The sequence below is a fragment of the Pseudomonas sp. BNK-45 genome, assembly GCF_047456255.1.
GTDB lineage: Bacteria > Pseudomonadota > Gammaproteobacteria > Pseudomonadales > Pseudomonadaceae > Aquipseudomonas.
Genome location: NZ_CP179909.1, coordinates 974023 through 999491, shown reverse-complemented (window position 1 = coordinate 999491; position 25469 = coordinate 974023). Strand labels below are relative to the sequence as shown.

General features: G+C 64.2%; 23 protein-coding genes. 15 read left to right on the top strand and 8 right to left on the bottom strand.

What is annotated here, in order from left to right; all coding sequences use genetic code 11:
• Positions 1 to 28: 28 nt before the first annotated feature.
• Positions 29 to 1543: a type VI secretion system-associated FHA domain protein TagH gene (tagH, locus tag ACMGG8_RS04555; protein ID WP_414159238.1), complete on the bottom strand. Its 1515-nt coding sequence runs from the start codon at positions 1541 to 1543 to the stop codon at positions 29 to 31.
• Positions 1544 to 1936: 393 nt separating this feature from the next.
• Between tagH and tssA the strand changes: the two genes are divergently transcribed.
• The 13 genes from tssA (at position 1937) to ACMGG8_RS04490 (ending at position 20172) form a co-directional block, all read left to right on the top strand.
• On the top strand, positions 1937 to 2956 hold the full coding sequence (gene tssA / locus ACMGG8_RS04550; RefSeq protein ID WP_414159237.1) for a type VI secretion system protein TssA: 1020 nt from the start codon (positions 1937 to 1939) through the stop codon (positions 2954 to 2956).
• A gap of 81 nt (positions 2957 to 3037) precedes the next feature.
• The gene (gene tssB, locus ACMGG8_RS04545) at positions 3038 to 3553 is read left to right on the top strand and encodes a type VI secretion system contractile sheath small subunit (protein ID WP_047289994.1); all 516 of its coding nucleotides are present in this window, start codon (positions 3038 to 3040) and stop codon (positions 3551 to 3553) included.
• 16 nt (positions 3554 to 3569) lie between these two features.
• Positions 3570 to 5063 (top strand): type VI secretion system contractile sheath large subunit, encoded by a 1494-nt coding sequence (gene tssC, locus ACMGG8_RS04540; protein WP_016963864.1) that lies wholly within the window; start codon positions 3570 to 3572, stop codon positions 5061 to 5063.
• A 118-nt stretch (positions 5064 to 5181) separates the two neighbouring features.
• Positions 5182 to 5670 carry an Hcp family type VI secretion system effector gene (locus tag ACMGG8_RS04535; protein ID WP_011064257.1) on the top strand — a complete coding sequence of 163 codons (489 nt, stop codon included), beginning with the start codon at positions 5182 to 5184 and terminating at the stop codon, positions 5668 to 5670.
• 160 nt (positions 5671 to 5830) lie between these two features.
• Positions 5831 to 6346, top strand: a complete 516-nt coding sequence (tssE, locus tag ACMGG8_RS04530; protein WP_060841741.1) for a type VI secretion system baseplate subunit TssE — start codon at positions 5831 to 5833, stop codon at positions 6344 to 6346.
• On the top strand, positions 6343 to 8202 hold the full coding sequence (tssF, locus tag ACMGG8_RS04525) for a type VI secretion system baseplate subunit TssF (protein WP_060841742.1): 1860 nt from the start codon (positions 6343 to 6345) through the stop codon (positions 8200 to 8202). Before tssE ends, tssF begins: the two co-directional genes overlap by 4 nt.
• Positions 8166 to 9218: a type VI secretion system baseplate subunit TssG gene (gene tssG, locus ACMGG8_RS04520; protein ID WP_108545005.1), complete on the top strand. Its 1053-nt coding sequence runs from the start codon at positions 8166 to 8168 to the stop codon at positions 9216 to 9218. The genes tssF and tssG overlap by 37 nt, the downstream gene beginning before the upstream one ends.
• Positions 9211 to 11886, top strand: a complete 2676-nt coding sequence (gene tssH, locus ACMGG8_RS04515; protein ID WP_129405887.1) for a type VI secretion system ATPase TssH — start codon at positions 9211 to 9213, stop codon at positions 11884 to 11886. The genes tssG and tssH overlap by 8 nt, the downstream gene beginning before the upstream one ends.
• Before the next feature lie 130 nt (positions 11887 to 12016).
• Positions 12017 to 13954, top strand: a complete 1938-nt coding sequence (locus ACMGG8_RS04510; protein WP_060841745.1) for a type VI secretion system Vgr family protein — start codon at positions 12017 to 12019, stop codon at positions 13952 to 13954.
• Between the two features lie 18 nt (positions 13955 to 13972).
• Positions 13973 to 14398, top strand: coding sequence for a DcrB-related protein (locus tag ACMGG8_RS04505; RefSeq protein ID WP_060844974.1), 426 nt, complete (start codon positions 13973 to 13975; stop codon positions 14396 to 14398).
• 9 nt (positions 14399 to 14407) lie between these two features.
• Positions 14408 to 18865, top strand: a complete 4458-nt coding sequence (locus tag ACMGG8_RS04500) for an RHS repeat-associated core domain-containing protein (protein WP_414159236.1) — start codon at positions 14408 to 14410, stop codon at positions 18863 to 18865.
• A 4-nt stretch (positions 18866 to 18869) separates the two neighbouring features.
• Positions 18870 to 19514 carry a hypothetical protein gene (locus ACMGG8_RS04495; protein ID WP_146189190.1) on the top strand — a complete coding sequence of 215 codons (645 nt, stop codon included), beginning with the start codon at positions 18870 to 18872 and terminating at the stop codon, positions 19512 to 19514.
• A 52-nt stretch (positions 19515 to 19566) separates the two neighbouring features.
• Positions 19567 to 20172, top strand: coding sequence for an imm11 family protein (locus ACMGG8_RS04490; RefSeq protein ID WP_129405884.1), 606 nt, complete (start codon positions 19567 to 19569; stop codon positions 20170 to 20172).
• An 18-nt stretch (positions 20173 to 20190) separates the two neighbouring features.
• On the opposite strand, the gene ACMGG8_RS04485 is transcribed toward ACMGG8_RS04490, so the two are convergent.
• Positions 20191 to 20328, bottom strand: a complete 138-nt coding sequence (locus ACMGG8_RS04485; protein WP_162492864.1) for a hypothetical protein — start codon at positions 20326 to 20328, stop codon at positions 20191 to 20193.
• 27 nt (positions 20329 to 20355) lie between these two features.
• Between ACMGG8_RS04485 and ACMGG8_RS04480 the strand changes: the two genes are divergently transcribed.
• Together ACMGG8_RS04480 and ACMGG8_RS04475 are read left to right on the top strand one after the other, a co-directional pair.
• Positions 20356 to 21204 (top strand): hypothetical protein, encoded by an 849-nt coding sequence (locus ACMGG8_RS04480; RefSeq protein ID WP_414159235.1) that lies wholly within the window; start codon positions 20356 to 20358, stop codon positions 21202 to 21204.
• Between the two features lie 82 nt (positions 21205 to 21286).
• On the top strand, positions 21287 to 21913 hold the full coding sequence (locus tag ACMGG8_RS04475) for a hypothetical protein (RefSeq protein WP_414159234.1): 627 nt from the start codon (positions 21287 to 21289) through the stop codon (positions 21911 to 21913).
• 19 nt (positions 21914 to 21932) lie between these two features.
• Here ACMGG8_RS04475 and ACMGG8_RS04470 read toward each other — a convergent pair whose 3' ends face one another.
• The 6 genes from ACMGG8_RS04470 to ACMGG8_RS04445 all read right to left on the bottom strand — a co-directional run bounded on the left by ACMGG8_RS04470 (position 21933) and on the right by ACMGG8_RS04445 (position 25436).
• Positions 21933 to 22196 (bottom strand): hypothetical protein, encoded by a 264-nt coding sequence (locus ACMGG8_RS04470; protein WP_108545003.1) that lies wholly within the window; start codon positions 22194 to 22196, stop codon positions 21933 to 21935.
• A gap of 35 nt (positions 22197 to 22231) precedes the next feature.
• Positions 22232 to 22657 carry a DcrB-related protein gene (locus ACMGG8_RS04465; RefSeq protein ID WP_414159233.1) on the bottom strand — a complete coding sequence of 142 codons (426 nt, stop codon included), beginning with the start codon at positions 22655 to 22657 and terminating at the stop codon, positions 22232 to 22234.
• Positions 22658 to 22784: 127 nt separating this feature from the next.
• Positions 22785 to 23156, bottom strand: coding sequence for a hypothetical protein (locus ACMGG8_RS04460; RefSeq protein ID WP_060844981.1), 372 nt, complete (start codon positions 23154 to 23156; stop codon positions 22785 to 22787).
• Positions 23144 to 23638, bottom strand: a complete 495-nt coding sequence (locus ACMGG8_RS04455; protein WP_231978989.1) for a hypothetical protein — start codon at positions 23636 to 23638, stop codon at positions 23144 to 23146. The genes ACMGG8_RS04460 and ACMGG8_RS04455 overlap by 13 nt, the downstream gene beginning before the upstream one ends.
• A gap of 184 nt (positions 23639 to 23822) precedes the next feature.
• Positions 23823 to 24098, bottom strand: coding sequence for an HU family DNA-binding protein (locus ACMGG8_RS04450; RefSeq protein ID WP_011064269.1), 276 nt, complete (start codon positions 24096 to 24098; stop codon positions 23823 to 23825).
• Between the two features lie 189 nt (positions 24099 to 24287).
• Complete coding sequence (locus ACMGG8_RS04445; RefSeq protein ID WP_060841755.1) at positions 24288 to 25436, bottom strand: NAD(P)/FAD-dependent oxidoreductase; 1149 nt, start codon at positions 25434 to 25436, stop codon at positions 24288 to 24290.
• Positions 25437 to 25469: the final 33 nt, after the last annotated feature.

The following is a 25469-nucleotide window of genomic DNA, read 5'->3' as shown; positions in this document are numbered from 1 at the left end:
TCCGTGGGTTCGGGGGTTCCAGGTGCGCTCAGGAACGGCGCAGACGCTGGGTGTGTTCTTCGTAGGCGCGACTGAACTCGCGACCGAAGAGGTCCTGGAAATCGTCCTGGGCCTCTTGGGAAATCTGCTTGTAGAGCGCGGTGAACTGCTGCCAGTTCTGCGCCTGACGCGAACCGCTGAACAGGTTGCCCAGGCCACCGGGACGGGCCATGCGCGCTTCCAGCTCGGCGGGTTCGAAACGCCCCAGCAAGTGCTTGATGGCCGCTTCCACGCCGGCCATGACCGCCAGTTGGTGGGCCCGCAGGTCATCGAAGCTGTCCTGCACCGCCTGGTCCGGGGCCATGAACGCCTGGTTGCTGTGGCGCAGCAGCAGGAGCATGGCCTCGTCGACATTGGGGGCGAACTTCAGCGGGTTGTTCTCCACCGGGCGGATCATGGTCTGCTGCATGCGGAACTCGCCCTTGAGGCTGCTGCGGGCCCGCAACACGTCGATCAGGCCCTCGACCATCAGCCGGTAGCTGCGCCCGAGGCTTTCCATCTGCGCCTGGGCCTGCTGCGGATCGATGCGCAGCTGATCCAGCCCGGCGCCGCGCAAGAATGCTTGCAGCAGGTCGGGCTGCGGCGCGACCGGTGCCGGGGCGGGTGCCGCGACCGGCGGCTGCGGTGCCTGGGCCGTGGGCGGCGGAGCGACCGGAGCAGGAGGAACCGGCGGCGCCGCGACCTCGACCGGTTGCGGTTGCGGCTGTGGCTGTGGCTGTGGCGGTTCTGCAGCGAACAGGCCGATGCCGGCAAACGGGTCCGGCGCGACAGGCGCGGCCAGAGGCGCCACCTCCGGCACGGGCAGCGGGGCCGGGGGCGGAATCGGGCGCGCAGGCGTGTCGCCGAACAGGTCCCAGTCTTCCGGAATCAGCGCCCCACCCTGGGGCGCCAGGGGCTGGGGCGGTTGCACGGGCTGGGGCACGGCGGTGGGCGTTGGCGGGCGGAAATCGTGCTGCTCGGCGGGCACATGATCCGGCTGGGTGGCCGGAGGCGTGGCGCTCGGGGCCAGGAAATCGAACAGGTCGGGGAAGGTGTCCTGGGCCGATGCGCCCTGAAAATGCGCCACCGGCGCCATGGCGATCGGCTCGATGGGTGTCGGGGCTACCGCTTGTCGGCCCATCAGCGCTTCGAAACTGTTGGAGCTGTCCCCGGAAAAGGCTTCAGCCTGAGCGCGATTGAGACTGAAATCGATCCGCGCGCTGATCTCATAATCGCCAATGCGAATAACCTCGCCATCTTCCAGCGGCTCGCTGTTACCCCGGCGCATGCGAATACCGGCACGGACTAACTCCACACCGTTAGTACTGTTATCGGTCAAGTAATAACGGCCATCCTTGTATTGGATGACACAATGTCGCGCCGAAACTAAGCGCTCGGGATCGGGAAGTACCCAGTCATTATCGGAACTGCGGCCAATTGCCATCACTCCCTGATCCATTAGTTTCTCAGGGCATTGACCAGGGGTGATCTTGTGATAACTAGTGATAGTCAAACACAGCGACATCTCGCCTCCTTGCTGTACTTCCGCGTGCGAACCGGTGCCGGGAAAAAAGTTCCGTAAAAAAATGAAAAGTCCGCAAAAAATCCTTTAAACAGCACCGCTCACAGCATGATCGCTTAACTTAAACCGCACAGATGACAAAAGCCCTGCGCCCCGCCTCAATCTGACTCGCCGGTCAGGGAACTAAGTAAGTCGACATAACAGTGTCACGCGGGGCGAATAGCTTACCTTGACAAGCCACAACTACTACACCAAAAATGCACAACTTCTTGAACACGGATGATGGCTCACTAATATCAATGAGTCCATGTTTACCAAGAAATGTGCGCGAGTTCACAAACAACTAGTGCATTAATTGCCTGACTGTCCTGCAGGCTGATAGGGAGATCGAACCAGGTGGATGTACCGATGTTGCTCGCCGCGATTTCAGCAACTTCGCCTTGTGGCGAAGACCTGGAATATGACGCGGATTTCTTGCACTTGGAGCGGGCCGCACAAGGTCAGCCCGAGCGCAGCATGGGCGACTCGATCCTCCCGGCCGAGCCGCCGGACTGGCGCAGCATCCAGCAGCAGAGCCTGGACTTGCTGGCCCGCAGCAAAGACCTGCGCATCACCCATTTTCTCGTGCAGAGCACCCTGGCCCTCGAAGGCCTGCCGGGCCTGGCCACCTGCCTCGAACTGATCAACGGCCTGCTCCGCGATTACTGGGCGGACCTGCACCCGCGCCTGGACGCCGATGACGACAACGACCCCACGGTGCGCATCAACGCCCTGGCCGGCCTGGCCGGCGACACCACCATCGGCCTGCTGCGCGAAGCCCAGCTGACCCGTTCCCGGACCTTCGGCCCGGTGACCGTGCGCGCCGCGCTGAACGCCGCCGGCCTGCAGCATTTCTCCGGTGAAAGCCTGGGTTCCGACCACCTGGCCGGCGCCCTGCAAGACAGCGACCCCGAACACCTGGAGGCCATTCGCACCGCCTTGAGCAACGCTCGCTCGGCCGTCGAAGCCATCGAAAAGCAGGTCAGCGAACAAGTGGGTTCCGCCAGTGGCGTGGACCTCAGCGCCCTCAAGCAACCGCTGCGCCTGGCGCTGCAGGTGCTAAGCCTGCATGCCCCGCAAACCAGCGACAGCCCGGCCGATGAACCCGCCGACGCCCCTGCCAGCGAAGCCGGCAGCGCGCCCGCAGCGCCGGCCGCAACGCGAATGTCCGGCGAGATCAACAGCCGCGACGACGTGCTGCGCAGCCTCGACCGGCTGCTGGCCTACTACAGCCGGCATGAGCCATCGAGCCCGTTGCCGGTGTTGCTCAACCGGGCCAAAAACCTGGTCAACGCCGATTTCGCGGCCATCGTGCGCAACCTGATTCCCGATGGCATGTCCCAATTTGAAAACCTGCGCGGCCCCGAATCCGACTAACCCCGAAGCGGCCGAACAGTATCGTCAGCGGCAACCACCGACCGACGCCAACACCGTCGCAGCAGCGACCAGGAGCACAACGTGGCGAAGCAAAGTTCTCAAAAGTTCATCGCGCGCAACCGCGCGCCCCGGGTGCAGATCGAGTACGACGTCGAACTCTACGGCGCCGAGAAAAAGGTCCAGCTGCCCTTCGTCATGGGCGTGATGGCTGACCTGGCCGGCAAGCCCGCCGAACCCCTGGCGGCCGTGGCCGATCGCAAGTTCCTGGAAATCGACGTCGACAACTTCGACTCGCGCCTCAAGGCGATGCAGCCCCGGGTGGCCTTCCACGTGCCCAACGAGCTGACCGGCGAAGGCAACCTGAGCCTGGACATCACCTTCGAGAGCATGGACGACTTCAGCCCTGCCGCGGTGGCGCGCAAGGTCGACTCGCTGAACCAACTGCTGGAGGCCCGCACTCAGCTGGCCAACCTGCTGACCTACATGGACGGCAAGACCGGCGCCGAAGAAATCATCATGAAAGCCATCAAGGATCCGGCGTTGCTCCAGGCCCTGGCCAGCGCGCCAAAGCCTGCTGACTCCGAGCCGAACGCGTAACTCAGGACCAACGATCATGACCGAATTGATGCGTGACAATCAGGCCCAACCCGGCGCCACCGAGCAGGCCAGCGAATTCGCTTCGCTGCTGCTGCAGGAATTCAAGCCCAAGACCGAGCGCGCTCGCGAAGCCGTGGAAACCGCCGTGCGGACCCTCGCCGAGCAGGCCCTGGCGCAGACCGACCTGGTGTCCAACGACGCCATCAAGTCGATCGAATCGATCATCGCCGCCATCGACGCCAAGCTCACCGCCCAGGTCAACCAGGTGATCCATCACCCGGAATTCCAGAAACTGGAAAGCGCCTGGCGTGGCCTGCATTACCTGGTCAACAACACCGAGACCGACGAGCAGCTGAAGATCCGCGTGCTCAACATCTCCAAGCCGGAGCTGCACAAGACCCTGAAGAAGTTCAAGGGCACGGCCTGGGACCAGAGCCCGATCTTCAAGAAGATGTACGAAGAGGAATACGGCCAGTTCGGCGGCGAGCCTTACGGCTGCCTGGTGGGCGACTACTACTTCGACCAGTCGCCACCGGACGTGGAACTGCTGGGCGAGCTGTCCAAGGTCTGCGCGGCCATGCACGCACCGTTCATCGCAGCGGCTTCGCCGACCGTGATGGGCATGGGTTCGTGGCAGGAACTGTCCAACCCACGCGACCTGACCAAGATCTTCACCACCCCGGAATACGCCGGCTGGCGCTCGCTGCGTGAATCGGAAGACTCGCGCTACATCGGCCTGACCATGCCGCGCTTCCTGGCGCGCCTGCCGTATGGCGCCAAGACCGACCCGGTGGAAGCCTTCGCCTTCGAAGAGAACACCGACGGCGCCGACAGCTCCAAGTACACCTGGGCCAACGCCGCCTACGCCATGGCGGTGAACATCAACCGTTCGTTCAAGCATTTCGGCTGGTGCTCGCGGATCCGCGGCGTGGAATCCGGTGGCGAGGTGGAAAACCTCCCGGCCCACACCTTCCCCACCGACGACGGTGGCGTGGACATGAAGTGCCCGACCGAGATCGCCATCTCCGACCGCCGTGAAGCGGAACTGGCGAAGAACGGTTTCATGCCGCTGCTGCACAAGAAGAACACCGACTTCGCTGCCTTCATCGGCGCCCAGTCGCTGCAGAAGCCCGCCGAGTACGACGACCCGGACGCCACCGCCAACGCCAACCTGGCCGCGCGCCTGCCGTACCTGTTCGCCACCTGCCGCTTCGCCCATTACCTGAAGTGCATCGTGCGCGACAAGATCGGCTCGTTCAAAGAGAAGGACGAGATGCAGCGCTGGCTGCAGGACTGGATCCTCAACTACGTCGACGGTGATCCGGCGCACTCCACCGAAACCACCAAGGCCCAGCACCCGCTGGCCGCGGCGGAAGTGGTGGTCGAGGAAGTCGAAGGCAACCCGGGCTACTACAACTCCAAGTTCTTCCTGCGCCCGCACTACCAGCTCGAAGGGCTGACCGTGTCGTTGCGCCTGGTATCCAAACTGCCGTCCGCCAAGGGCGCCTGACCCATAACCGACTCAAACCTGGCGTCGCGGCCCCAGGGCGCGCAAGGCCCACAGGGCCCTGCGCTGCGGCGACAGAAGCTGAATCAACATCGTGGCAAGTGCCACACAGGGAGAAAACATGGCTGTTGATATTTTCATCAAGATCGGTGACATCAAGGGCGAGTCCATGGACAAAGCCCACAAGGACGAGATCGACGTGCTGAACTGGAGCTGGGGCATGTCCCAGTCCGGCAACATGCACGTCGGCGGTGGCGGCGGCGCGGGCAAGGTGAACATCCAGGACCTGTCGCTGACCAAGTACGTCGACAAGGCATCGCCGAACCTGATGATGCATTGCTCCAGCGGCAAGCACATCGACAAGGTGCGCCTGACCGTGCGCAAGGCCGGCGGCGAAAGCCAGGTCGAGTACATGATCATCGACCTGGAAGAAGTGCTGATCACCTCGCTGAGCACCGGCGGTTCGGGCAGCGATGACCGCCTGACCGAAAACATCACCCTGAACTTCGCTCAGGTGATGGTCGAGTACCAGCCACAGAAAGCCGACGGCACCAAGGACGGCGGCCCGATCAAGTACGGCTGGAACATCCGCTCGAACACCAAGCGCTGATCCGCTGCGGTCGCGGCCTGCGGGCCGCGACCGACCCGCCCCGCCCTTCGTGCCCGGCACGAGGCGGGGACGGCTGGCGAGGACCAGGTCCTCGTGAGTCTTTGGTTATGCCCCTTTTCGTGACGTCATGCCTGCGCCATCCGATCCTGGAGCGAACCCTTTGGTAACCGACATCGCCGCCCGCGATCGCTTGCAACCCTCTTTGCTGGATCGTCTGACCGACGATGAACCCGGCAACCTGAAAGAAAGCCCGGACAAACGCGTGCTGTCCCTGAGCCAACTCAAGGCCTCGGTACTGCGCGATCTGGCATGGCTGCTCAATACCACGTCGCTGCTGGAAGCCGACGCCACCCTGCACACCCCCGCCGGTACGTCGGTGGTCAACTACGGCCTGCCGGCCCTGGCCGGGTACAGCGCGTCGAGCATCGATATCCCGGCCCTGGAGACCCTGATCCACCAGGCCATCGCCACCTTCGAACCACGCATCCTGCGCAGCACCCTGCGGGTTCGCGCGCGCACCGCCCCTGGCGAGATGAACCACAACGCCCTGAGCTTCGAGATCGAGGGCGATCTGTGGGCCCAGCCGATGCCCCTGCGCCTGCTGCTGCAAACCGACATGGACCTGGAATCCGGCCATGTACGGGTGGTGCATGCCGATTCCCGGAGGCGCCCATGAATCCGCGCCTGTTGGAGCTGTACAACCAGGAACTGCACCACGTGCGCGAAAGCGCCGCGGAGTTCGCCAAGGAATACCCGAAGATCGCCAGCCGCCTGACCCTGTCGGGCATGGACTGCGCCGACCCTTATGTCGAGCGCCTTCTAGAGGGCTTCGCCTATCTGACGGCACGGGTGCAGCTCAAGCTCGATGCCGAGTACCCGACCTTCACCCACAACCTGCTGGAGATCGCCTACCCGCACTACCTGGCACCGACCCCGTCGATGACCGTGGTGCAATTGCAGGCCGATCCCGACGAAGGCTCCCTGAGCAGCGGCTTTACCCTGGAGCGCAACACCAGCCTGCGCGCCGCCCTGGGTCGCGACACCCAGACCTGCTGCGAATACCGCACCGCGCACCCGGTGACCCTGTGGCCGCTGCAAGTCACCCAGGCCGAGTACTTCGGCAACCCGGTGGCGGTGCTCGGGCGCCTGGCCGCCAGCGAGCCCAAGGCCAAGGCCGGGCTGCGCCTGACCCTGCGCACCGGCGCCGAACTGCCGTTCAACAGCCTGGCCCTGGAGCAGTTGCCGCTGTACCTCAACGGCAGTGACGAATTGCCGTTCCGTCTCTACGAGCAACTCCTGGGCAACGCCTGCGCGGTGTTCGCCCGGGCTCCGGGTGGCGACTGGGTCGAGCGCCTGCCCCAGGACGCCCTGCGCTCACGGGGGTTCGATGACCGCGACGCGGCGCTGCCGGTGGTGCCCCAGGCGTTCCAGGGCTACCGCCTGCTGCAGGAATACTTCGCCCTGCCCAACCGCTTCCTGTTCGTCGAGTTCGCCCAACTGGGCCGCGCGGTGCAACGTTGCGCCGGCCAGGAACTGGAGCTGATCGTGCTCTTCGAGCGCTTCGAGCAGAGCCTGGAAGGCAGCGTCGGCGCCGCCCAGTTCGTGCCCTTCTGCACCCCGGCGATCAACCTGTTTCCCAAGCGCCTGGACCGCATCCACCTGTCCGATCGGGTCAACGAGCACCATGTGATCGCCGACCGGACCCGGCCGATGGATTTCGAAGTGCACTCGCTGAGCGCCATCAGCGGCCACGGCACCGGGCCGGAACAGCCGTTCCTGCCGTTCTACGCGGTGCGCGACCCGTCCCGCTACGGCCGCGACCAGGCCTACTACATCGTCCGCCGCGAGCCGCGGGTGCTGTCCAGCGACCAGCGCCGCAACGGTCCACGCTCGACCTACATCGGCAGCGAGTCGTTCGTCAGCCTGGTGGACAGCCGGCAGGCGCCCTACCGCCACGACCTGCGCCAGCTCGGGGTCAGTGCCCTGTGCACCAACCGCGATCTGCCGCTGTTCATGAACGTGGGCAGTGGCAAGACCGATTTCACCCTGGCCGACAGCGCCCCGGTGCAGGCCATCCGCTGCCTGGCGGGACCGAGCCGGCCCCGGCCCAGCCACGCCCACGACGGCAAGGCCTGGCGCCTGATCAGCCAGCTGTCGCTGAACTACCTGTCCCTGAGCGAACAGGGCCAGGGCGCGGCCGCCCTGCGCGAGCTGCTGCGCTTGTACGGCGACAGCAACGACGCGGCCCTGCAACTGCAGATCGAGGGCCTGCGGGACGTCAGCAGCAAGGCGGTGACCCGGCGCCTGCCGATGCCCGGGCCGATCGTCTTTGGCCGAGGCCTGGAGATCACCCTGGAATTCGATGAAAACGCGTTTCGCGGCACCGGGGTGTTCCTGCTCGGTGCGGTCTTCGAGCGCTTCCTGGCACGTTACGTGTCGATCAACAGTTTTACCGAGACGGTGATCCGTACCACCGAACGCGGCGAGATCATGCGATGGAAAGCCAAGCCCGGACGGCGTCCGACTCTTTGAATACGCTGACGGCGATGCACGCCGAGCCCTGGGAGTACGACTTCTTCCAGGCCCTGCGGCGTATCGAATGCCTGTCGCCGCAACTGCCGCGCTTCGGTCACTCCCTGCGCCTGGCGGACGATCCTCTGCGCCTGGGCCAGCAGGCCGACTGCACCTTCGCCCCCTCGACCCTGGCTTCGGTGACCCCCGGCAGCGACGGCGCGACCACCCGCCTGGAGCAGTTCTTCTTCGGCCTCGGCGGGCCCAACGGCCCCTTGCCGCTGCACATCACCGAGTACGTGCGCGAGCGCCAGCGCAACAACGCCGACAGCACCAGCAAGCGCTTTCTCGATGTGTTCCACCATCGCCTGCTGAGCCTGTTCTACCGGGCCTGGGCCGAAGCCCGGCCAACGGTGAGCCATGACCGCCCGGACGACGACTACTGGTCCGCGCGCCTCGCCGCCCTGAGTGGCCGGGGCATGCCCAGCCTGCTCAGGCAGGGGCTGATCCCCGACACCGCCAAGCTGCACTACAGCGGCCATCTGGCGGCCCAGACCCGCTACCCCGACGGCCTGCGAGCGATCATCGGCGAGTACTTCGGCCTGCCGGTGGCGATCGAGGAATACGTCGGCCAGTGGCTGGAGCTGCCCGAGCGCAGCCGGCTCGGGGTGCAGTCCCATCAGCTGGGGGTGGACTTCTGCCTGGGCAGCCACGTCTGGGACCGCCAGCACAAATTCCGCATCCGCCTGGGTCCGCTCAAGCTCGACGAGTACCTGGGGATGCTGCCCGACGGCCAGCAGTTCAAGGAACTGGTGGCCTGGGTCGCCGAATACCTGGGGCATGAACTGGACTGGGACCTGAACCTGGTCCTGCTCAAGGACGAAGTGCCCAAGCTGCAACTCAACGGCCGCCAGCGCCTGGGTTTCAACACCTGGCTCGGTCAACCCGGCAGTGATGCCAAGGACCTCATTCTGGCCCGGCACTACGCCGATCAGGCCACTACCTCACGTACACCAAGGAGCACAGAGCATGGGTGAAATCAGTCGCGCGGCGCTGTTCGGCAAACTCAACAGCGTTGCCTACAAAGCCATCGAAGCCGCCACGGTCTTCTGCAAACTGCGGGGCAACCCCTATGTGGAACTGGCCCACTGGCTGCACCAGTTGCTGCAACTTGCGGACTCGGACCTGCACCGCATCATCCGCCAGTTCAACCTGGAGCCGGCGCGCCTGGCCAAGGACCTGACCGAAGCCCTGGACCGCCTGCCACGGGGCTCGACCTCGATCACCGACCTGTCGTCCCACGTCGAGGAAGCCGTGGAGCGCGGCTGGGTCTACGGCAGCCTGATGTTCGGCGAAAGCCAGGTGCGCACCGGCTATCTGGTGATCGGCATCCTCAAGACCCCGAGCCTGCGCCACGCGCTGCTGGGGTTGTCCCGGGAGTTCGACAAGATCAAGGTCGAAACCCTGTGCGAGCGCTTTGACGAATACATCGGCGACTCGCCGGAAAACGCCCTCGGCGCCAGCGACGGCTTCAATGCCGGGGCGGTGCCCGGCGAAGCCAGCGGCGCCATGGCCCCCAGCGCCCTGGGCAAGCAGGAAGCCTTGAAGCGCTTCACCGTCGACCTCACCGAGCAGGCCCGCAGCGGCAAGCTCGACCCGATCGTCGGCCGTGACGAAGAGATCCGCCAACTGGTGGACATCCTCATGCGCCGCCGGCAGAACAACCCGATCCTCACCGGCGAGGCCGGGGTCGGCAAGACCGCGGTGGTGGAAGGCTTCGCCCTGCGCATCGTCGCCGGCGACGTGCCGCCCGCGCTCAAGGACGTCGAGCTGCGCAGCCTCGACGTCGGCCTGCTGCAGGCCGGCGCCAGCATGAAGGGCGAGTTCGAACAGCGCCTGCGCCAGGTCATCGAAGACGTCCAGGCCTCGCCCAAGCCGATCATCCTGTTCATCGACGAAGCCCACACCCTGGTGGGCGCCGGTGGCGCCGCCGGCACCGGCGACGCGGCCAACCTGCTCAAACCCGCCCTGGCCCGCGGCACCCTGCGCACCGTGGCCGCCACCACCTGGGCCGAGTACAAGAAGCACATCGAGAAAGACCCGGCCCTGACCCGGCGCTTCCAGGTGGTGCAAGTGGCCGAGCCTTCGGAAGACAAGGCGCTGCTGATGATGCGCGGCGTGGCCTCGACCATGGAACAGCACCATCAGGTGCAGATCCTCGACGAAGCCCTGGAAGCCTCGGTCAAGCTGTCCCACCGCTACATTCCGGCGCGCCAGCTGCCGGACAAATCCGTGAGCCTGCTGGACACCGCCTGCGCCCGCGTCGCCATCAGCCTGCACGCGGTGCCGGCCGAAGTGGACGACAGCCGCCGGCGCATCGAGGCCCTGGAAACCGAGCTGCAGATCATCGCCCGGGAACAGGCGATCGGCGTGGCCATCGGCAACCGTCAGGTCAACAGCGAGAACCTCCTGGCCGCCGAGCGCGAGCGCCTGGCCGAGCTGGAAAGCCGCTGGGCGCAAGAGAAGACCCTGGTCGACGAACTGCTGGCGACCCGCGCCCAACTGCGCGAGAACGTCGGCCTGGTGGACAGCGACGTCGGCGACGACAGCCACGGCCTGCGCGAGAAGCTGGTGGACCTGCAGCAGCGCCTGAGCGCCCTGCAGGGCGAAACCCCGTTGATCCTGCCGACCGTGGATTATCAGGCGGTGGCCTCGGTGGTCGCCGACTGGACCGGGATTCCGGTGGGGCGCATGGCCCGCAACGAGCTGGAAACCGTGCTCAACCTCGACCAGCACCTGAAGAAACGCATCATCGGCCAGGACCACGCCCTGCAGATGATCGCCAAGCGCATCCAGACCTCCCGCGCCGGCCTCGACAACCCGAACAAGCCGATTGGCGTGTTCATGCTGGCGGGCACCTCCGGGGTGGGCAAGACCGAAACCGCCCTGGCCCTGGCCGAAGCCATGTACGGCGGCGAGCAGAACGTCATCACCATCAACATGAGCGAGTTCCAGGAAGCCCACACCGTGTCCACCCTCAAGGGCGCCCCGCCAGGCTACGTCGGCTACGGCGAAGGCGGCGTGCTCACCGAAGCGGTGCGACGCAAGCCCTACAGCGTGGTGCTGCTGGACGAGGTGGAAAAGGCCCACCCGGACGTGCACGAGATCTTCTTCCAGGTGTTCGACAAGGGCGTCATGGAAGACGGCGAAGGCCGCATGATCGACTTCAAGAACACCCTGATCCTGCTCACCACCAACGCCGGCACCGAGCTGATCGCCAACGTCTGCAAGAACCCGCAGGCGGTGCCCGAGCCCGAGGAAATCGCCAAGGCCCTGCGCCAGCCGTTGCTGGAGATCTTCCCGCCGGCGCTGCTAGGACGCCTGGTGACCATCCCCTACTACCCGCTCAGCGACGAGATGCTCAAGGCGATCACCCGCCTGCAACTGGGGCGGATCAAGAAGCGCGTGGAAAGCACCCACAAGGTGGATTTCGACTTCGACGACGCGGTCATCGACCTGATCGTCTCGCGCTGCACCGAGACCGAAAGCGGCGGGCGGATGATCGACGCCATCCTCACCAACAGCCTGCTGCCGGACATGAGCCGCGAGTTCCTCACCCGCATGCTCGAAGGCAAGGCACTGGCCGGGGTGCGCATCAGCCAGCGCGACAACGAACTGCACTACGACTTCAGCGAGCCGGCCTGAGCCCGCTCCCGCCGTAGGAGCTGGCTTGCCAGCGAAGCGCGCGCCACAGTGATGAGCCTGGCGCCTTCGCGAGCAAGCTCGCTCCTACAAGGGGCTGGCCTGGCACACCACGCATTCAACGAGACTGACGATGTTATTTCAGCAATCCACACGACTGGCACAGGTCAACTGCCCCCTGGGACCGGACGTCCTGCTGCTCAAGAGCATGGGCGGCGGCGAGGAGCTGGGGCGGCTGTTCGACTACCAGCTGCAACTGACCTCCAGTGACGCCAACATCGACCTCAACCAGTTGCTGGGCAAGCCCATGGGCCTCAGCGTGCAGCTGGACGGCGGTGGCCAGCGGCACTTCCACGGCATCGTCGCGCGCTGCAGCCAGAACATCGACAGCGGCCAGTTCGCCAGCTACCAGGTCACCCTGCGGCCCTGGCTGTGGCTGCTCAGCCGCACCTCCGATTGCCGGATTTTCCAGCACCTGAGCATCCCGCAGATCATCAAGCAGGTGTTCCGCGACCTGGGCTTTTCCGATTTCGAAGACGCCCTCAGCCGCCCCTACCGGGAGTGGGAGTACTGCGTGCAGTACCGCGAAACCAGCTTCGATTTCGTCAGCCGGCTGATGGAGCAGGAAGGCATCTACTACTTCTTCCGCCACGAGAAGGACCGCCACGTGCTGGTGCTGGCCGACGCCTATGGCGCCCACAGCAGCGTGCCCGGCTATGCCACCGTGCCCTACTACCCACGGGACGAGCAGCAGCGCGAGCGCGACCACATGTTCGACTGGCACCTGGCCCAGGAGGTGCAGCCGGGCTCACTGGAACTCAACGACTACGATTTCCAGCGCCCCAGCGCGCGCATCGACGTGCGCTCGGCCATGCCCCGGCCCCACGCCGCCGGCGACTACCCGCTGTATGACTACCCGGGCACCTACGTGCAAAGCAGCGACGGCGAGCACTACGCGCAGACCCGCATCGAAGCCCTGCAGAGCCTGCACGAGCGCATCGAGCTCAGCGGCAACGCGCGGGGCCTGGGCGTGGGCAACCTGTTCACCCTCAGCGGTTTCAGCCGCCAGGACCAGAACCGCGAATACCTGATCGTCGGCATCCGCTACTACGTGGTCCAGGAGAGCCTGGAAACCGGCGGTGGCGGCGGCTCGGCGCAGTTCGAAAGCCACCTGACCTGCATCGATGCCCAGCAGAGCTTCCGGCCCCTGGCCAGCACCCACAAGCCAATGGTCCAGGGCCCGCAGACCGCGCGGGTGGTGGGCCCGGCCGGGGAGGAGATCTGGACCGACCAGTACGGCCGGGTCAAGGTGCACTTCCACTGGGACCGCCACGACCAGTCCAACGAAAACAGCTCGTGCTGGATTCGCGTGTCCCAGGCCTGGGCCGGGAAGAACTGGGGCTCGATGCAGATCCCGCGCATCGGCCAGGAAGTGATCGTCAGCTTCCTCGAAGGCGACCCCGACCGCCCGATCATCACCGGCCGGGTGTACAACGCCGAGCAGACCGTGCCCTACGACCTGCCGGCCAACGCTACCCAGAGCGGCATGAAGAGCCGGTCGAGCAAGGGCGGCAGCCCGGCCAACTTCAACGAAATCCGCATGGAAGACAAAAAAGGCGCCGAGCAGCTGTACATCCACGCCGAGCGCAACCAGGACATCGTGGTCGAGGTCAACGAAAGCCACTCGGTGGGCAACAACCGCAACAAGAGCATCGGCCACGACGAGTACGTGACCATCGGCAACAAGCGCACGCGCATCGTCCAGCACGTGGATGAGCTGACGGTGGGCGAGAAGAAGCTCGACAGCATCGGCCAGAGCTACGTGATCGAGGTCGGCGAACGCCTGCGCCTGGTGTGCGGGGCCAGCATCCTGGAGCTCAATGCCAGCGGCCAGATCAACCTGTGCGGGGTCAACATCAGCGTGCATGCCTCGGCCGATGCCGAGATCAATACCGGTGGCGTGCTGCACCTGAACAACGGCGGCGGCCCGGGCACCACCACCGAGGGCCAGGGTGTGCAGGGCGCCATCAGCGCCAAGGCCAAAGCCCCCTTTTCCGCCCCCAAAGGCTAACGAACGGATGCCCATGCCATGACCTATCGCCTCAATGAATTGCAGTTCCAGCCCCCTGCCGGCGAACTGCAGGACGCCTCGATCAACATCCTCAAGTTCCCGGCCCTGGGCACTTCGCTGATCGTCAGCCGCAGCCTGCTGGGCGACGGCGAAACCCTGGAGAGCAGCCTGGCCAGCCAGCTGCAGCGGCTGGAACAGCAAGTGCAGGAACTGCGGGTCAAGGGTCCGCAGCCGGTGCTGCTGGGCCCGGCCCAGGACATTCCGGGCCTGGAGCTGCGCAGCCAGTTCAGCAAGGGCAGCGAAAAGGTGTTCCAGTTCCAGCTGGCCCTGGTGCTGCCGGGCACCCGGCAGATGCTCGCCATGAGCTACGTCAAGGCGCAGAAACTCGGCGACGCCGAAGCCGCGCATTGGGCGCAGATCAAGCACAGCCTGGTGCTGGGCTGAGACCGGGGCATGTCTGACGCGCTGTGGGCCGCCCGACTGGGCGACGGGCTGGAACACACCTCGATGATGGCCGACATCCTCGGCGGTGTGCTGGAGGTGGCGGCCAACGTCGCCATCGGCGCCCTGGCGACCATGGCGGTGGCCGCGGCGGCGGGCATCACCGTGGCCACCGGCGGCCTCGGTGCCTGCGTACTGGGGCTGGTGGTGGGCGTGGTGGTCGGCGTGGTCATGAGCAAGACCGGCGCCGACAAGGGCCTGAGCAATTTATGCGAGGGCATCGCCAATGCCCTGTTCCCGCCCTCGATCCAGGCCACCATCGCCAGCGGTTCGAAAAAGGTCCTGACCAACAACAAACCGGCGGCCCGCGCGGCCGGTATCGCCCCGCCGTCGCATATCAACGGCGACGGCGCCGAAGAAGGCGAAGCCACCGACACCCCTTCGGCGACCCCGGAAGAAGGCCCGGGCTTTCTCGACATGGCCAAGGAATTCTTCTCGCAGATGTGGCGGCCCACCGTGGCCTCCCCGGCGCCCGGCTCGCAGACCAAGGAACTGGACCTGGTGACCTGCACCAAGCACCCGCCGATGCCCCTGCAGTACCTGGCCGAAGGCTCGGAGAAGGTCAGCATCGACGGCCAGCCGGCGGTGCGCAGCGGCGACCGCAGCACCTGCGACGCCAAGGTGGTGTCCGCCGGACCGATCTCCCCCGACGTAACCATCGGTGGCGGCTCGGTGGTGGTGCGCGAGATCCGCAGCGGCAAGACCCCGGGGGTTGGCCTGGCGGTGAGCGCGCTGATGATGCTCAAGGGCGGCAAGGGCAAGTTCCTCAGCAACCTGCCGTGCATGCTGATGGCCGGGGTCAATTCGTTTGTCGTCAGCCAGGCGACCAATGCGCTGACCCAGGCTATCGCCGGCTCGCCGAATCCGGTGCATGCCGCGACCGGGGCCAAGGTGCTAGGTGGCGAGGATGACCTGGACTTCGTCCTCCCCGGCATGCTGCCGATCACCTGGCAGCGCTTCTACAACAGTCGCGATGAACGCCAGGACGGCCTGTTCGGGACCGGCTGGAGCGTGCCCTTCGAAGTCAGCGTACAGATCGAGACGCATCCCGAGGGAGGCGAACGGCTGCTTTACACCGATGAGCAGGGACGCCAGATCGACATGGGCTCGATTGCTCCGGGTGGCGCCATGTTCAGCCCCGGAACCGGCCTGAGCGTAAGGCGCAATACCGATGGCCGCTTGCTGATCGAAAGCAGCGATGGCGTGTATCGGCTGTTCGAGCCCAGCCCCGGCAACCCGTTGCGACTGCGCCTGAGCCTGCTGGGGGATCGCAACGACAACCGGATCCATCTCGAATACGACCCGAGTGGACGCATCACCCGCCTGCGGGACAGTTTCGACCTGCTCCAGGTGGAGCTGATTCCCAGCAACCAATGGCCAGGACGGCTGGCGCGGATCGAGCGGCTGCACGCCGACCAGCAGCGCGAGGTCCTGGCCAGTTATGACTACGATACCCAGGGCAATCTCGTCCAGGTGCGCGATACCAGTGGCCAAGTCAGCCGACGCTTTGCCTATGACCCGCAGCGGCGCATGGTGGAGCATCAACTGCCCACCGGCTTGCGTTGTTTTTATGCCTGGGCCCGGGTCGATGAGCGCGAATGGCGCGTAGTCCGGCACTGGACCGACGCCGGTGACGAGTACCATTTCGACTACGACCTGCAAGCCGGTATTACCCGCATCACCGATGGTCTGCAGCGTCAGAGCCTGCGCAAATGGAACCCTCAGCACCAGATCACCGAATACCAGGACAAGCTTGGCCAGGTCTGGCGGTTCCAGTGGAACGAAGAGCGCCAGTTACTCGGCGCCACGGACCCGCAAGGCGGCCAGTACCAATACGGCTACGACGAAACCGGCAACCTGTGTAGCCATATCGATCCCCTGGGCCGCAACGAATCGACCCTGTGGCTTGAGCATTGGTCGCTGCCGCTGACAGAAACCGATGCCGCCGGCAACAGCTGGAGCTACCAGTACGACAAGCGTGGCAATTGCATTGGCGAAACCGACCCGCTGGGCAATAGCACCCGCTATCGCTACGACCATCATGGGCGGGTGGTGGAAATCATCGATGCCGGTGGCAAGCGCAAGCAACTGACCTGGAATGACCTGGGCCAGTTACTCAAATACGTCGACTGCTCGGGCTACCCCACACGTTTCAGTTATGACCGCCACGGCTATCTTCAGGTGGCGACCGATGCCCTCGGTGAGCGCCAGACCTTCGAACACGACCCACAGGGGCGCCTGCTAAGCATTCAACTGGCCGACGGCCGCATCGAGCAGTACCAGCGCAACACCGCCGGTCAATTGCTTTGCTACACCGATCCGGCGGGACACAGCAGCCGCTACGAATACGATCGGCGCGGCAAGCTCCAGGTGCGCATCGATGCCCATGGCCGGCGCGTCCACTTCACCTACGACACTTACGGGCGCCTGCAGACGCTGACCAACGAGAACGCCGAGAGCTACCGCTTCACCTGGGACGCCGCCGATCGACTGCTGGAGCAGCGCGACCTCGACGGCAGTGCTCGGCGTTTTGCCTACGACCCCCTGGATAACGCCGTCAGGATGGAGTTCGCCCCAGCGCCCCAGGACGGTGATTCAGCCTCACCCCCCAGCCCCCCTATCGTCCACCTGTTCGAACGCGATGCGGTGGGGCGCATGGTCGCCAAGGTCACCGACGATGGCCGCAGCGAGTACCTCTACGACCCGCTGAATCAACTACTCGGCGCCACCTTCACCGACCAGCATGGCCAGAGCCGCTCATTGGGCTTTACCTACAATGCCCTGGGCCAGCTTCTGACGGAGCAAAGCGCAGCGGGTGAGTTGCGCCACCATTACGACGAACTGGGCAACTTGACCCAGACCCAACTGGCCGATGGGCGCTGGATCAACCGGCTGTATTACGGCAGCGGTCATCTGCATCAGATCAACCTCGACGGCCAGCTCATCAGCGACTTCGAGCGTGATCGCTTGCACCGCGAAGTCCTGCGCACCCAGGGGCGGATCAGCACCCACAGCGAATACGACCGCACCGGCCGCTTGCGCTCGCGCATGCGGCGCCCCACGGGCCAGCAGCAACTATTGTCGGCCTCCCGAGAACGGCAGTTCGCTTACGATCCCGCCAATCAGCTGGTGGGGCGCGTCGATCGCCTCCCCCAGGGCGAGCACCGGCAGTTGCTGCACTACGATGCCACTGGCCGCATCATGGCCAGCCAAGACAGCCCACAAGGCACCAGCGAAACTTTTGCCTACGATGCCGCGGCCAACCTGCTGGACGGACCGCAAGCCGGGGCCGGGCTGGTGGTCCACAACAAGCTGCTGACCTACCAGGACAAACGCTATCGCTACGACGCCTTTGGCCGGGTAGTGGAAAAGCGCAGCGGCAGCCGACGCATCCAGCACCTGCGCTATGACGCGGAACATCGACTGGTGGAAGTACGTACCCAGGATGGCGCCCGGGAAACCCTGGTGCGCATGGGCTATGACCCACTGGGGCGGCGGACCGAAAAGATCGAACTCGACCCTCAGGGTCAGGTACTGAACGAAACCCGTTTCACCTGGAACGGCTTACGCCTGCTGCAGGAGCAGAAAAACGGCCTGAGCAGCCTCTATCTGTATGCCGACGAGGGCTATGAAGTGCTGGCGCGAGTCGATGGTGTCGGCGCACAACAAAAGGTCCGCTATTACCACAATGACCTCAACGGCCTACCCGAGCAGTTGACGGAAGTCGATGGGCAGGTGCTGTGGCAGGCTCGTTATCAGGTCTGGGGCAACTGTCTCGAAGAACAGCGCGAAGCCCATTTCCTCGAAGAGCAGAACCTGAGATTCCAGGGACAGTACCTGGATCGGGAAACCGGGTTGCACTACAACACCTTGCGTTTCTATGACCCGGATATTGGTCGCTTTACCACACCTGACCCGATTGGCCTGGAAGGTGGGTTCAACCTCTATCTCTATGGGCCTAACACGGCCATCTGGATTGATCCCCTGGGCCTGACCGCCGAGGAACTCGGCAAGAACATGGCCAATGCCGGGCGACCGCTGGCACCGGGACAAACCCCGCACCATGCGATCAAGGAGAATGCGACCAATATCTACGCCAAGAACTCACGCAAGATCCTCGAAGACGCCAAGCTGCACCCGGATATCCCAGAGAACGGTGCAAGGCTCTGGGGCACGCACCCCAACCAACTGGCCCAGCCTGGGCACCCAGGCAAGGACGCGGCGAAGGCGGCAGGCAACTATCACGGTGGAACCCATATTCACGGCAAGGAAAACGACAAGCTGCTGTACAAGATCCTCAAATCCGCCAAGCGCAAGAATCTGAACATGAGAAACGTGCTTGCCAACATCACGGGAAGAATGGAAAACGGCTCGTGGAAAAAATCCTTCAACGCCTGCGGGGGGAAATAACCCAATGAATGTCATGCACAACCCGGAGCTTGAAAGCCGGCGCAACACCCTCGGCGAGCTGTTCAAGCGTTATGAGCCGCAAGTTCACCAGCACTATCAGGCGATCAGGCAAGCCGTGGTCCGCTGGGAGTATTCCCTAGGCCCGACCCTGGAGCTCATCCCCTTTGAACGCTTGATACCCAGCGTCAGCAAGGAGGGAAAACCCCTGGCGTCGCTGAGCAAGGCCAGCCGTGAATCGAAGAATCTGCAGGCCTATGGTTTCGATGCCGACGGACAACTGATCCTGAGCATCAGCCGCTTTGACAAGGACGTGACCACCTACGGTGAAAACGTCCGCTATCGCCATCTGTTCGATGGCAAGGCCCTGATCGTCAGCGCGCACATTTATGAAGCACGACCGGCGGAGTCGCGCCTGCTGTCCCTGTGCTGGACCTTTAGCGCCGACAACCTGAACCACTACCTGTCCGTCACGCCACCCAACAACTGGTACGTCCGCGTCGACCAGTTGCAAGCCGGGCGTGTCGCCAGGGCCTCGACCTTCGCCACCAGTTGGTTCAAGCAGCTCGACTATGACCTCGGCTATGACCCGGATCAGAACCTGTCGACGGTCATGATCGGTGAGCACCTGCATTGGCAGCGCGGCAGCTGACAGGGTTCAAGGCTGGCCGGGAGTCTATTACCAGTAGGAACAGATGATGATCTTGAGCTGGAAACCTCCGATCCAATACAACCCGAAGTTGATCGGCTCCTACGACGTCGAGAGCGGTGCCTATCAAACCCCGGGCTCCAGTTTCGATTACCTGGCCCTGCTCGCCGGGCAGCCGTATCCAAAGGCAATGGACACGCCGCCGGTGTTTTTCCAGTGCAAGGCCAAGAAGCTGCTGGAGCATGATTGCCTGTGGCTGCTGGGGGGCATTCCCCTGGTGTCGGCGCGCCTGGCGGACTTTCTCCGCCAGCAGGCGCCGGCCGATGTCGAGCTGATCCAGCCCTTGCGCCTGGTGGCCGACCACCAGGAGGTCAGCCAGCCGTACTACATCGTCAACGCCATCCAGGCCGTCAAGGCCATCGACCACGCGCGCTCCGAAGCGGAGCGCGACGATGACGGCACCCTGCTCTACTTCAACAAGACCTGGTTTCTCGAAAGCGCCCCAGGCATGGGCCAGATCGCCCGGGAGCCGGAGTCCGGCGACTTGTTGATCAGCGCAACCCTGGCCGACCGCTTGATCGACACTGGCTTCAAGGGTGACAAGGGACTGGGGCTGTACAGCGCCGAACGGCGTTTCGTGCCTTATCGGAACAATGCCTGAGCGCCTGGGGGCATCCGATCAGATCGCCGAGCCGCGATTCTTGCCCGGCTGGATGATCAGCAACCGATCCAGATCGCGCCTTCTGGCGCGGGTGACCAATGCCAGCGCGGCGGGCAGGTCCTGCTTGAACCGCTCGAAGTTGGGCAACCACTTCAAGAAATCCGGATCATGTGGGAGCAAGTCATGAAGCAATTCAGCTACAACGAGGACATAAACGCCCTGGAAATACCGGCCCAGCAGTTCGCCGCAGGTATCGAATACGCCAGCAAGAAGGGCTACGCCAACCTCCGGGTCATGGGCTCTGCCAAAGCGGCCAAGGGTGCGCCGCTGGACCTGAGTGCGCTGAATGGGCACAGCGGCGTGCAAGCGCTGGACCTGTCGGACGACCTCGACCTGAAGCAGGTGGATTTGAGCCCGCTGTACGCGTTGCCGCAGCTGAAGCTGCTGTCGATCCCCTACCTCAAGGAACGTATCGACTTCTCGCGACTGCCCAGCCTGGAGACGCTCTACATCACCGGCGCCGACGAAGCGCTGGAGCCCCTGGAACTGCCCCGGCTCAAGCACCTGCTGCTGGTGGCGGTGAAGAATCAGGATTGCGGGTTTCTCTCGAAGCTCAGCGCGCTGCAGGAACTGCGAATCAGCGGCGGCAACATCGAGCGACTGGCCGGCCTCGAGACGCTGGACGAGCTGGCATCGATTCAGATCCAGCACAGCCCGAAGATGCTCGATATCAGCGCCATCAACGCGCTCAAGAGCCTGAAGACCCTGCACGTCGAAAAATGCAGCCAGTTACGGGACGACGGATTCCTGTCGGAAAACAAGACCGTTGAGGAGGTGTTCATTTCCGAGCTCGACTCGGTGTCGTTCGCCCCGGCAATGGAGCGCCTGAGCTCACTGCAATTCTGGGACCTGAAAGACGGCGACATGAGCCCGCTGCTGACCTCCAAGAGCCTGAAAGAGGTCTACTTCCATCCGAAGAAAAAGCACTACAGCCATAGCCTCAAGGAGATCAATGCCGCGTTCGGCAAGTGAGCAGAGGCCTGTACATCGGGCTCAACGACGGTCGTGGCGGATCGTCGTACCGCCGTTTCATGATTGAAGGACCCATTAAGAAATGAAAGCAGGCACCCATCAATTGCGCAGCCACTTCGAAAAGGCGCTCCAGCTTTTCTTGAAGCGCGAGCTCGCGGGTTATCCCGGGGTGAAAGTCACCCGGAACAAAGTGCTGATTACCCAGAAAGAATCGGGCGCCGTGGCGACCTTGCATTTCGAGTACCTGGCCAACACCCGCGCCTACGAAATCATCATCTTCGTCGAACACCCAGCCCTGCAGGCGGAGATCGAGCGGATAAGCCCACCCTACCCGTCCAACCTGGCCAATCCGAAATTGCTCTACTGCATGTCGACGGTCAGCGAAAAAGACGGCTGCCCACTGCTGCCCGTGACAGAACAAGGCATTGAAAATACCTGCCAGGTGATTCTGCGCCAGCTCCAGGATGTTCACCTGCCTGCCCTGTTCAACCTCTTCAACGTCAGCCCCGCACTGGTGAGCGATGTCATCGAGAGGCCAAAGTATTACGCCTATCCGGTTCCACTGATTTTTATCGCCTTGAAAACCAACGCAATCCAACCGGACGACGCAACGCTGGCGAAGATTCTGAGCGAGCAGACCCTGGGCTACACCAGCCACCAGGAACTGAAAGAGTCGTTCAACAAGCAACTCCTGGCAGCGCTGAGCTGAGCGCTTGCTGGAGAGCGGCTCAGATCGCCGAGCCGCGATTCGTGCCCGGCTGGATGATCAGCAACCGATCCAGCTCACGCCGTCTGACGCGGGTGACGAACGCCAACGCGGCGGGCAGGTCCTGCTCGAATCGCTCGAAGGTCGCGCGATCGATGGCGTAGTACTCCTCGTAGTCGACCACGCCGAGGCTGACTGGGAAGGAGACGTAGTACTGGCCGCTGAGCTCTTCGATGCCCATGGAGAACATCTCTTCGCGGTTGACAAACAGATCGATGAATTTCATCTGGGTCCCGTGTCTCAGCGAAGGGATCAGGCCCGCTAAGGCTGAGGCTTGAGGCTCTGCATGGCCTGTTTCCACGCCGGCTCGTGGTGCACCAGGTCTTGCTGCGTGGTGGTCAGGGTGGTGATCAGCACCGCCGGCTTACGCTCGATGAACACCTGACGCAGCATCAGCTCGCGACCTTCGCGTTTCCAGCTGTAGTCCAGCAGGACCGAGGCGTGGCCGTGCATGTCGAAGTCCCAGCGCTTGATCAGGGTGAAACCCGGCAGTTGCTGTTCGGCGGAGCGCAGTTGTCCGGCGACATAATCGGCGAAGGCGGCATCGCCCTGGCTCGGGTCGCGGCTGATGACGAAACTGGCTTCCTGGGCGCCGCCCACGGCCGGCAGCTTGAAGATGTTGATGCTCTGGTCCTGCCAGGCGTCAGGAATATCGAGATCGGCTTCTTGAATACGGTAGGAGGACAAGGGGTAGGCGTTCCATGCTTAGGGGTCGGACAGCGGCGGATTTTCAAGCAATGACCGGCAACAATCAAGGAACCCGTCGGCAACTCTGAACAATCGCTTTCGCCCCCGCGGGGCACCCGGATCGCCCTCAGCGCGCCTTCAGGCAGGACGCGTAGGCCTGGGCAAAACGCCGGTCGAACCGGAGGGCCTGAGGCTCCTCGGGATCGATGCTGACATTCCACAGGGCCTGCTGCGGCACGTCGTAGCGGACCCAGCCGATGATTCCGCTGCCGGAGGTTTCGTAGAACAGCTGCAGGCTCAGCTGGTCGCCATCATCGCGGTCGATCAGCAGCTTGAGGCGCTCCGGGGTGGTGAAGTCGCGGTAGGGAAAATCGCTGCTCCTGACCATTTCGGTGAGGTGGCCGTAGCAGCCCTGGCCCGGGTTGGCGTCGTCGGCCAGGGCCGGCAGGCTGGGGCCGGTGAGCAGCAGACTCAGGCCCAGGGAGCTCAAGTACCGCATGACTGGCCCTTGAGGGTGAGGGTTTCGACCTGGTCGTTCATCTCGATCTTCGCCAGCACCTGGCGGTCGTGGGACTCCTGGTACTCGCTGAAATTGTTGCGCTTGAGGATGTTCAGGGTCACGCGGATGTGGGCACCGGCATTCTGGTACTCGCTGCGCTCGGGGCCCTGGGCGCCACCGGTGAGTTCCAGCAGTTGGCCGCCGCTCTTGAGGTACAGATAGCGCTCGTCCACTTCCACCAGCAGGCGCGGGGCCTTGGCTGGCACGCTGTAGTCCTCGCGGGCCAGGGAGTAGCCACAGAGCCAGGAGCCGCGACTGTCGTATTGCTGGCTGTGGAACCAGCTGAGGGCTTCGCGGTAGCCGATCTGGCCGAGGCGCGAATCACCGGCGGCCCAGGCCGCTGGCAGGTTCAGGGCGAGGATCGAGCCCAGCGCCATGGCGGCTGCGCCGGAGCGCCCCAGGCAGCGAAGGGCGGCTGCCAATGCTGGGGTTTTGTCAGGGGTGCGGGTCATCCTTGGCCTTGGGTCGCGAGCGAACAATCGCGCATCCTAGCCACGCCACTACAGCTGCGCAAGGGCCAGCGGCGGGCAAAAAAAATAGGCACCCGATGCGCTCGGCGTGCCTATTTTCCCCTGCGCGCTCCCGCTGTGGGAGCCCGCGCAATGCTTATGGGTTGACGCTGTCTTTCAGCGACTTGCCCGGTTTGAATGCCACGGTGTTGCTGGCCTTGATCTTTACCGGCTCGCCGGTTTGCGGGTTCTTGCCGGTACGGGCGCCACGGTGACGTTGCAGGAACGTACCAAAACCGACCAGGGTGACGCTGTCTTTACGGTGCAGAGCCCCGGTGATTTCCTCAAGGATGGCGTTGAGCACGCGATTGGCCTGCTCTTTGGTCAGGTCCGCTTTTTCAGCAATGGCTGCGGCGAGTTCTGGTTTACGCATAGTGTGAAGCCTCTTTGACGGTTTTTTGTTGTTATGTCCGTGCTGTTCACGGGAACAGCGCCCAAGGCGCCGCAGGCTCTACGCTGCGGCAGACGGGTGTGAGGATGGCACGCGCTTGAAGGTGGCGCCAGTCTTGGCGCGACCTTTGTAGGGGCAAAATCCCGGTTATTCCGACAGAACGACCGGTATTTAAGCCAGCAGGGCCGGGAGTTCCTTGTTCAGGGCCAGTTTTTCCATCACCGCCGCCCCGGTCAGGGCGTAGCCCAGCAACCGGCCGCTGGCGTCACGGCACAGGACCTTGATGTCGGCGCCCTGCCCTTCGACGCTCCAGACGCCTTCGGCGCCCCGCGGTGGCGGCGACACCACCAGTGGACAGACCGGGGTCTTCACGGTGATCGGCATCGGTCCATAGCTGACTGCCGTCGGCGTGCCGGCAAGGGTCTGCGCCAGCGCCCGGGCACAGCTCATCAGCGGCATCACGTACAGCAGGTTGAGGCCATCGACCTCGGCGCAATCGCCCAGGGCGTAGATGTTGGCGTGGGAGGTTTTCAGCTCGCGGTCCACCACCACGCCGCGATTGACCACCAGCCCGGCCGCCGCGGCCAGATCGATGCGCGGGCGCAGGCCAATGGCCGAGACCACCAGGTCGCAGGCGATCACCTGGCCATCGGACAGATGGGCCTCCAGGCCATCACCGCTGCGTTGCAGGCGGTTGAGCACCGGCCCCAGGTGGAAGCGCGCGCCGAGGCTTTCCAGCCCGGCCTGGACCGCCGCGGCGGCGGCCGGGTGCAGCAGGGTCGGCATCACCTGTTCGCACGGGGCCACCAGGTCCACGCTGTAGCCGCCGAGGATCAGGTCGTTGGCGAACTCGCAGCCAATCAGCCCGGCCCCCAGCAACAGCACCCGGCGCTTGCCGGCGGCGGCGTTGCGAAAGCGTGCGTAGTCTTCCAGGTCATTGATGGGAAAAATCAGCTCGGATGCGTCGCCCTGCACCGGTACGCGCACGGTCTCCGCGCCCCAGGCCAGGATCAGGTCGCGATAGGTCACCGCCTCTTCACCGATCCACAGGCGCTTGTGGCCCGGGTCGATGCCGCTGATGCGGGTGTGGGTGCGCACCTCGGCCTTGAGCTGCTCGGCCATGGCGCCGGGCTCGGCCATGCTCAGGCCGTCGGCATCCTTGTTCTTGCCGAAGCCGGTGGAAAGCATCGGCTTGGAATAGGAACGGCCATCATCGGCAGTGATCAGCAGCAACGGCGTCTGGCCGTCGAGCTTGCGAAATTCCCGGGCCAGGTTGTAACCCGCCAGGCCTGTCCCCACGATCACCACCGGTGCGCTCATTCCCTGCTCCTTGTCATTGGTCGTTCAAGCCAC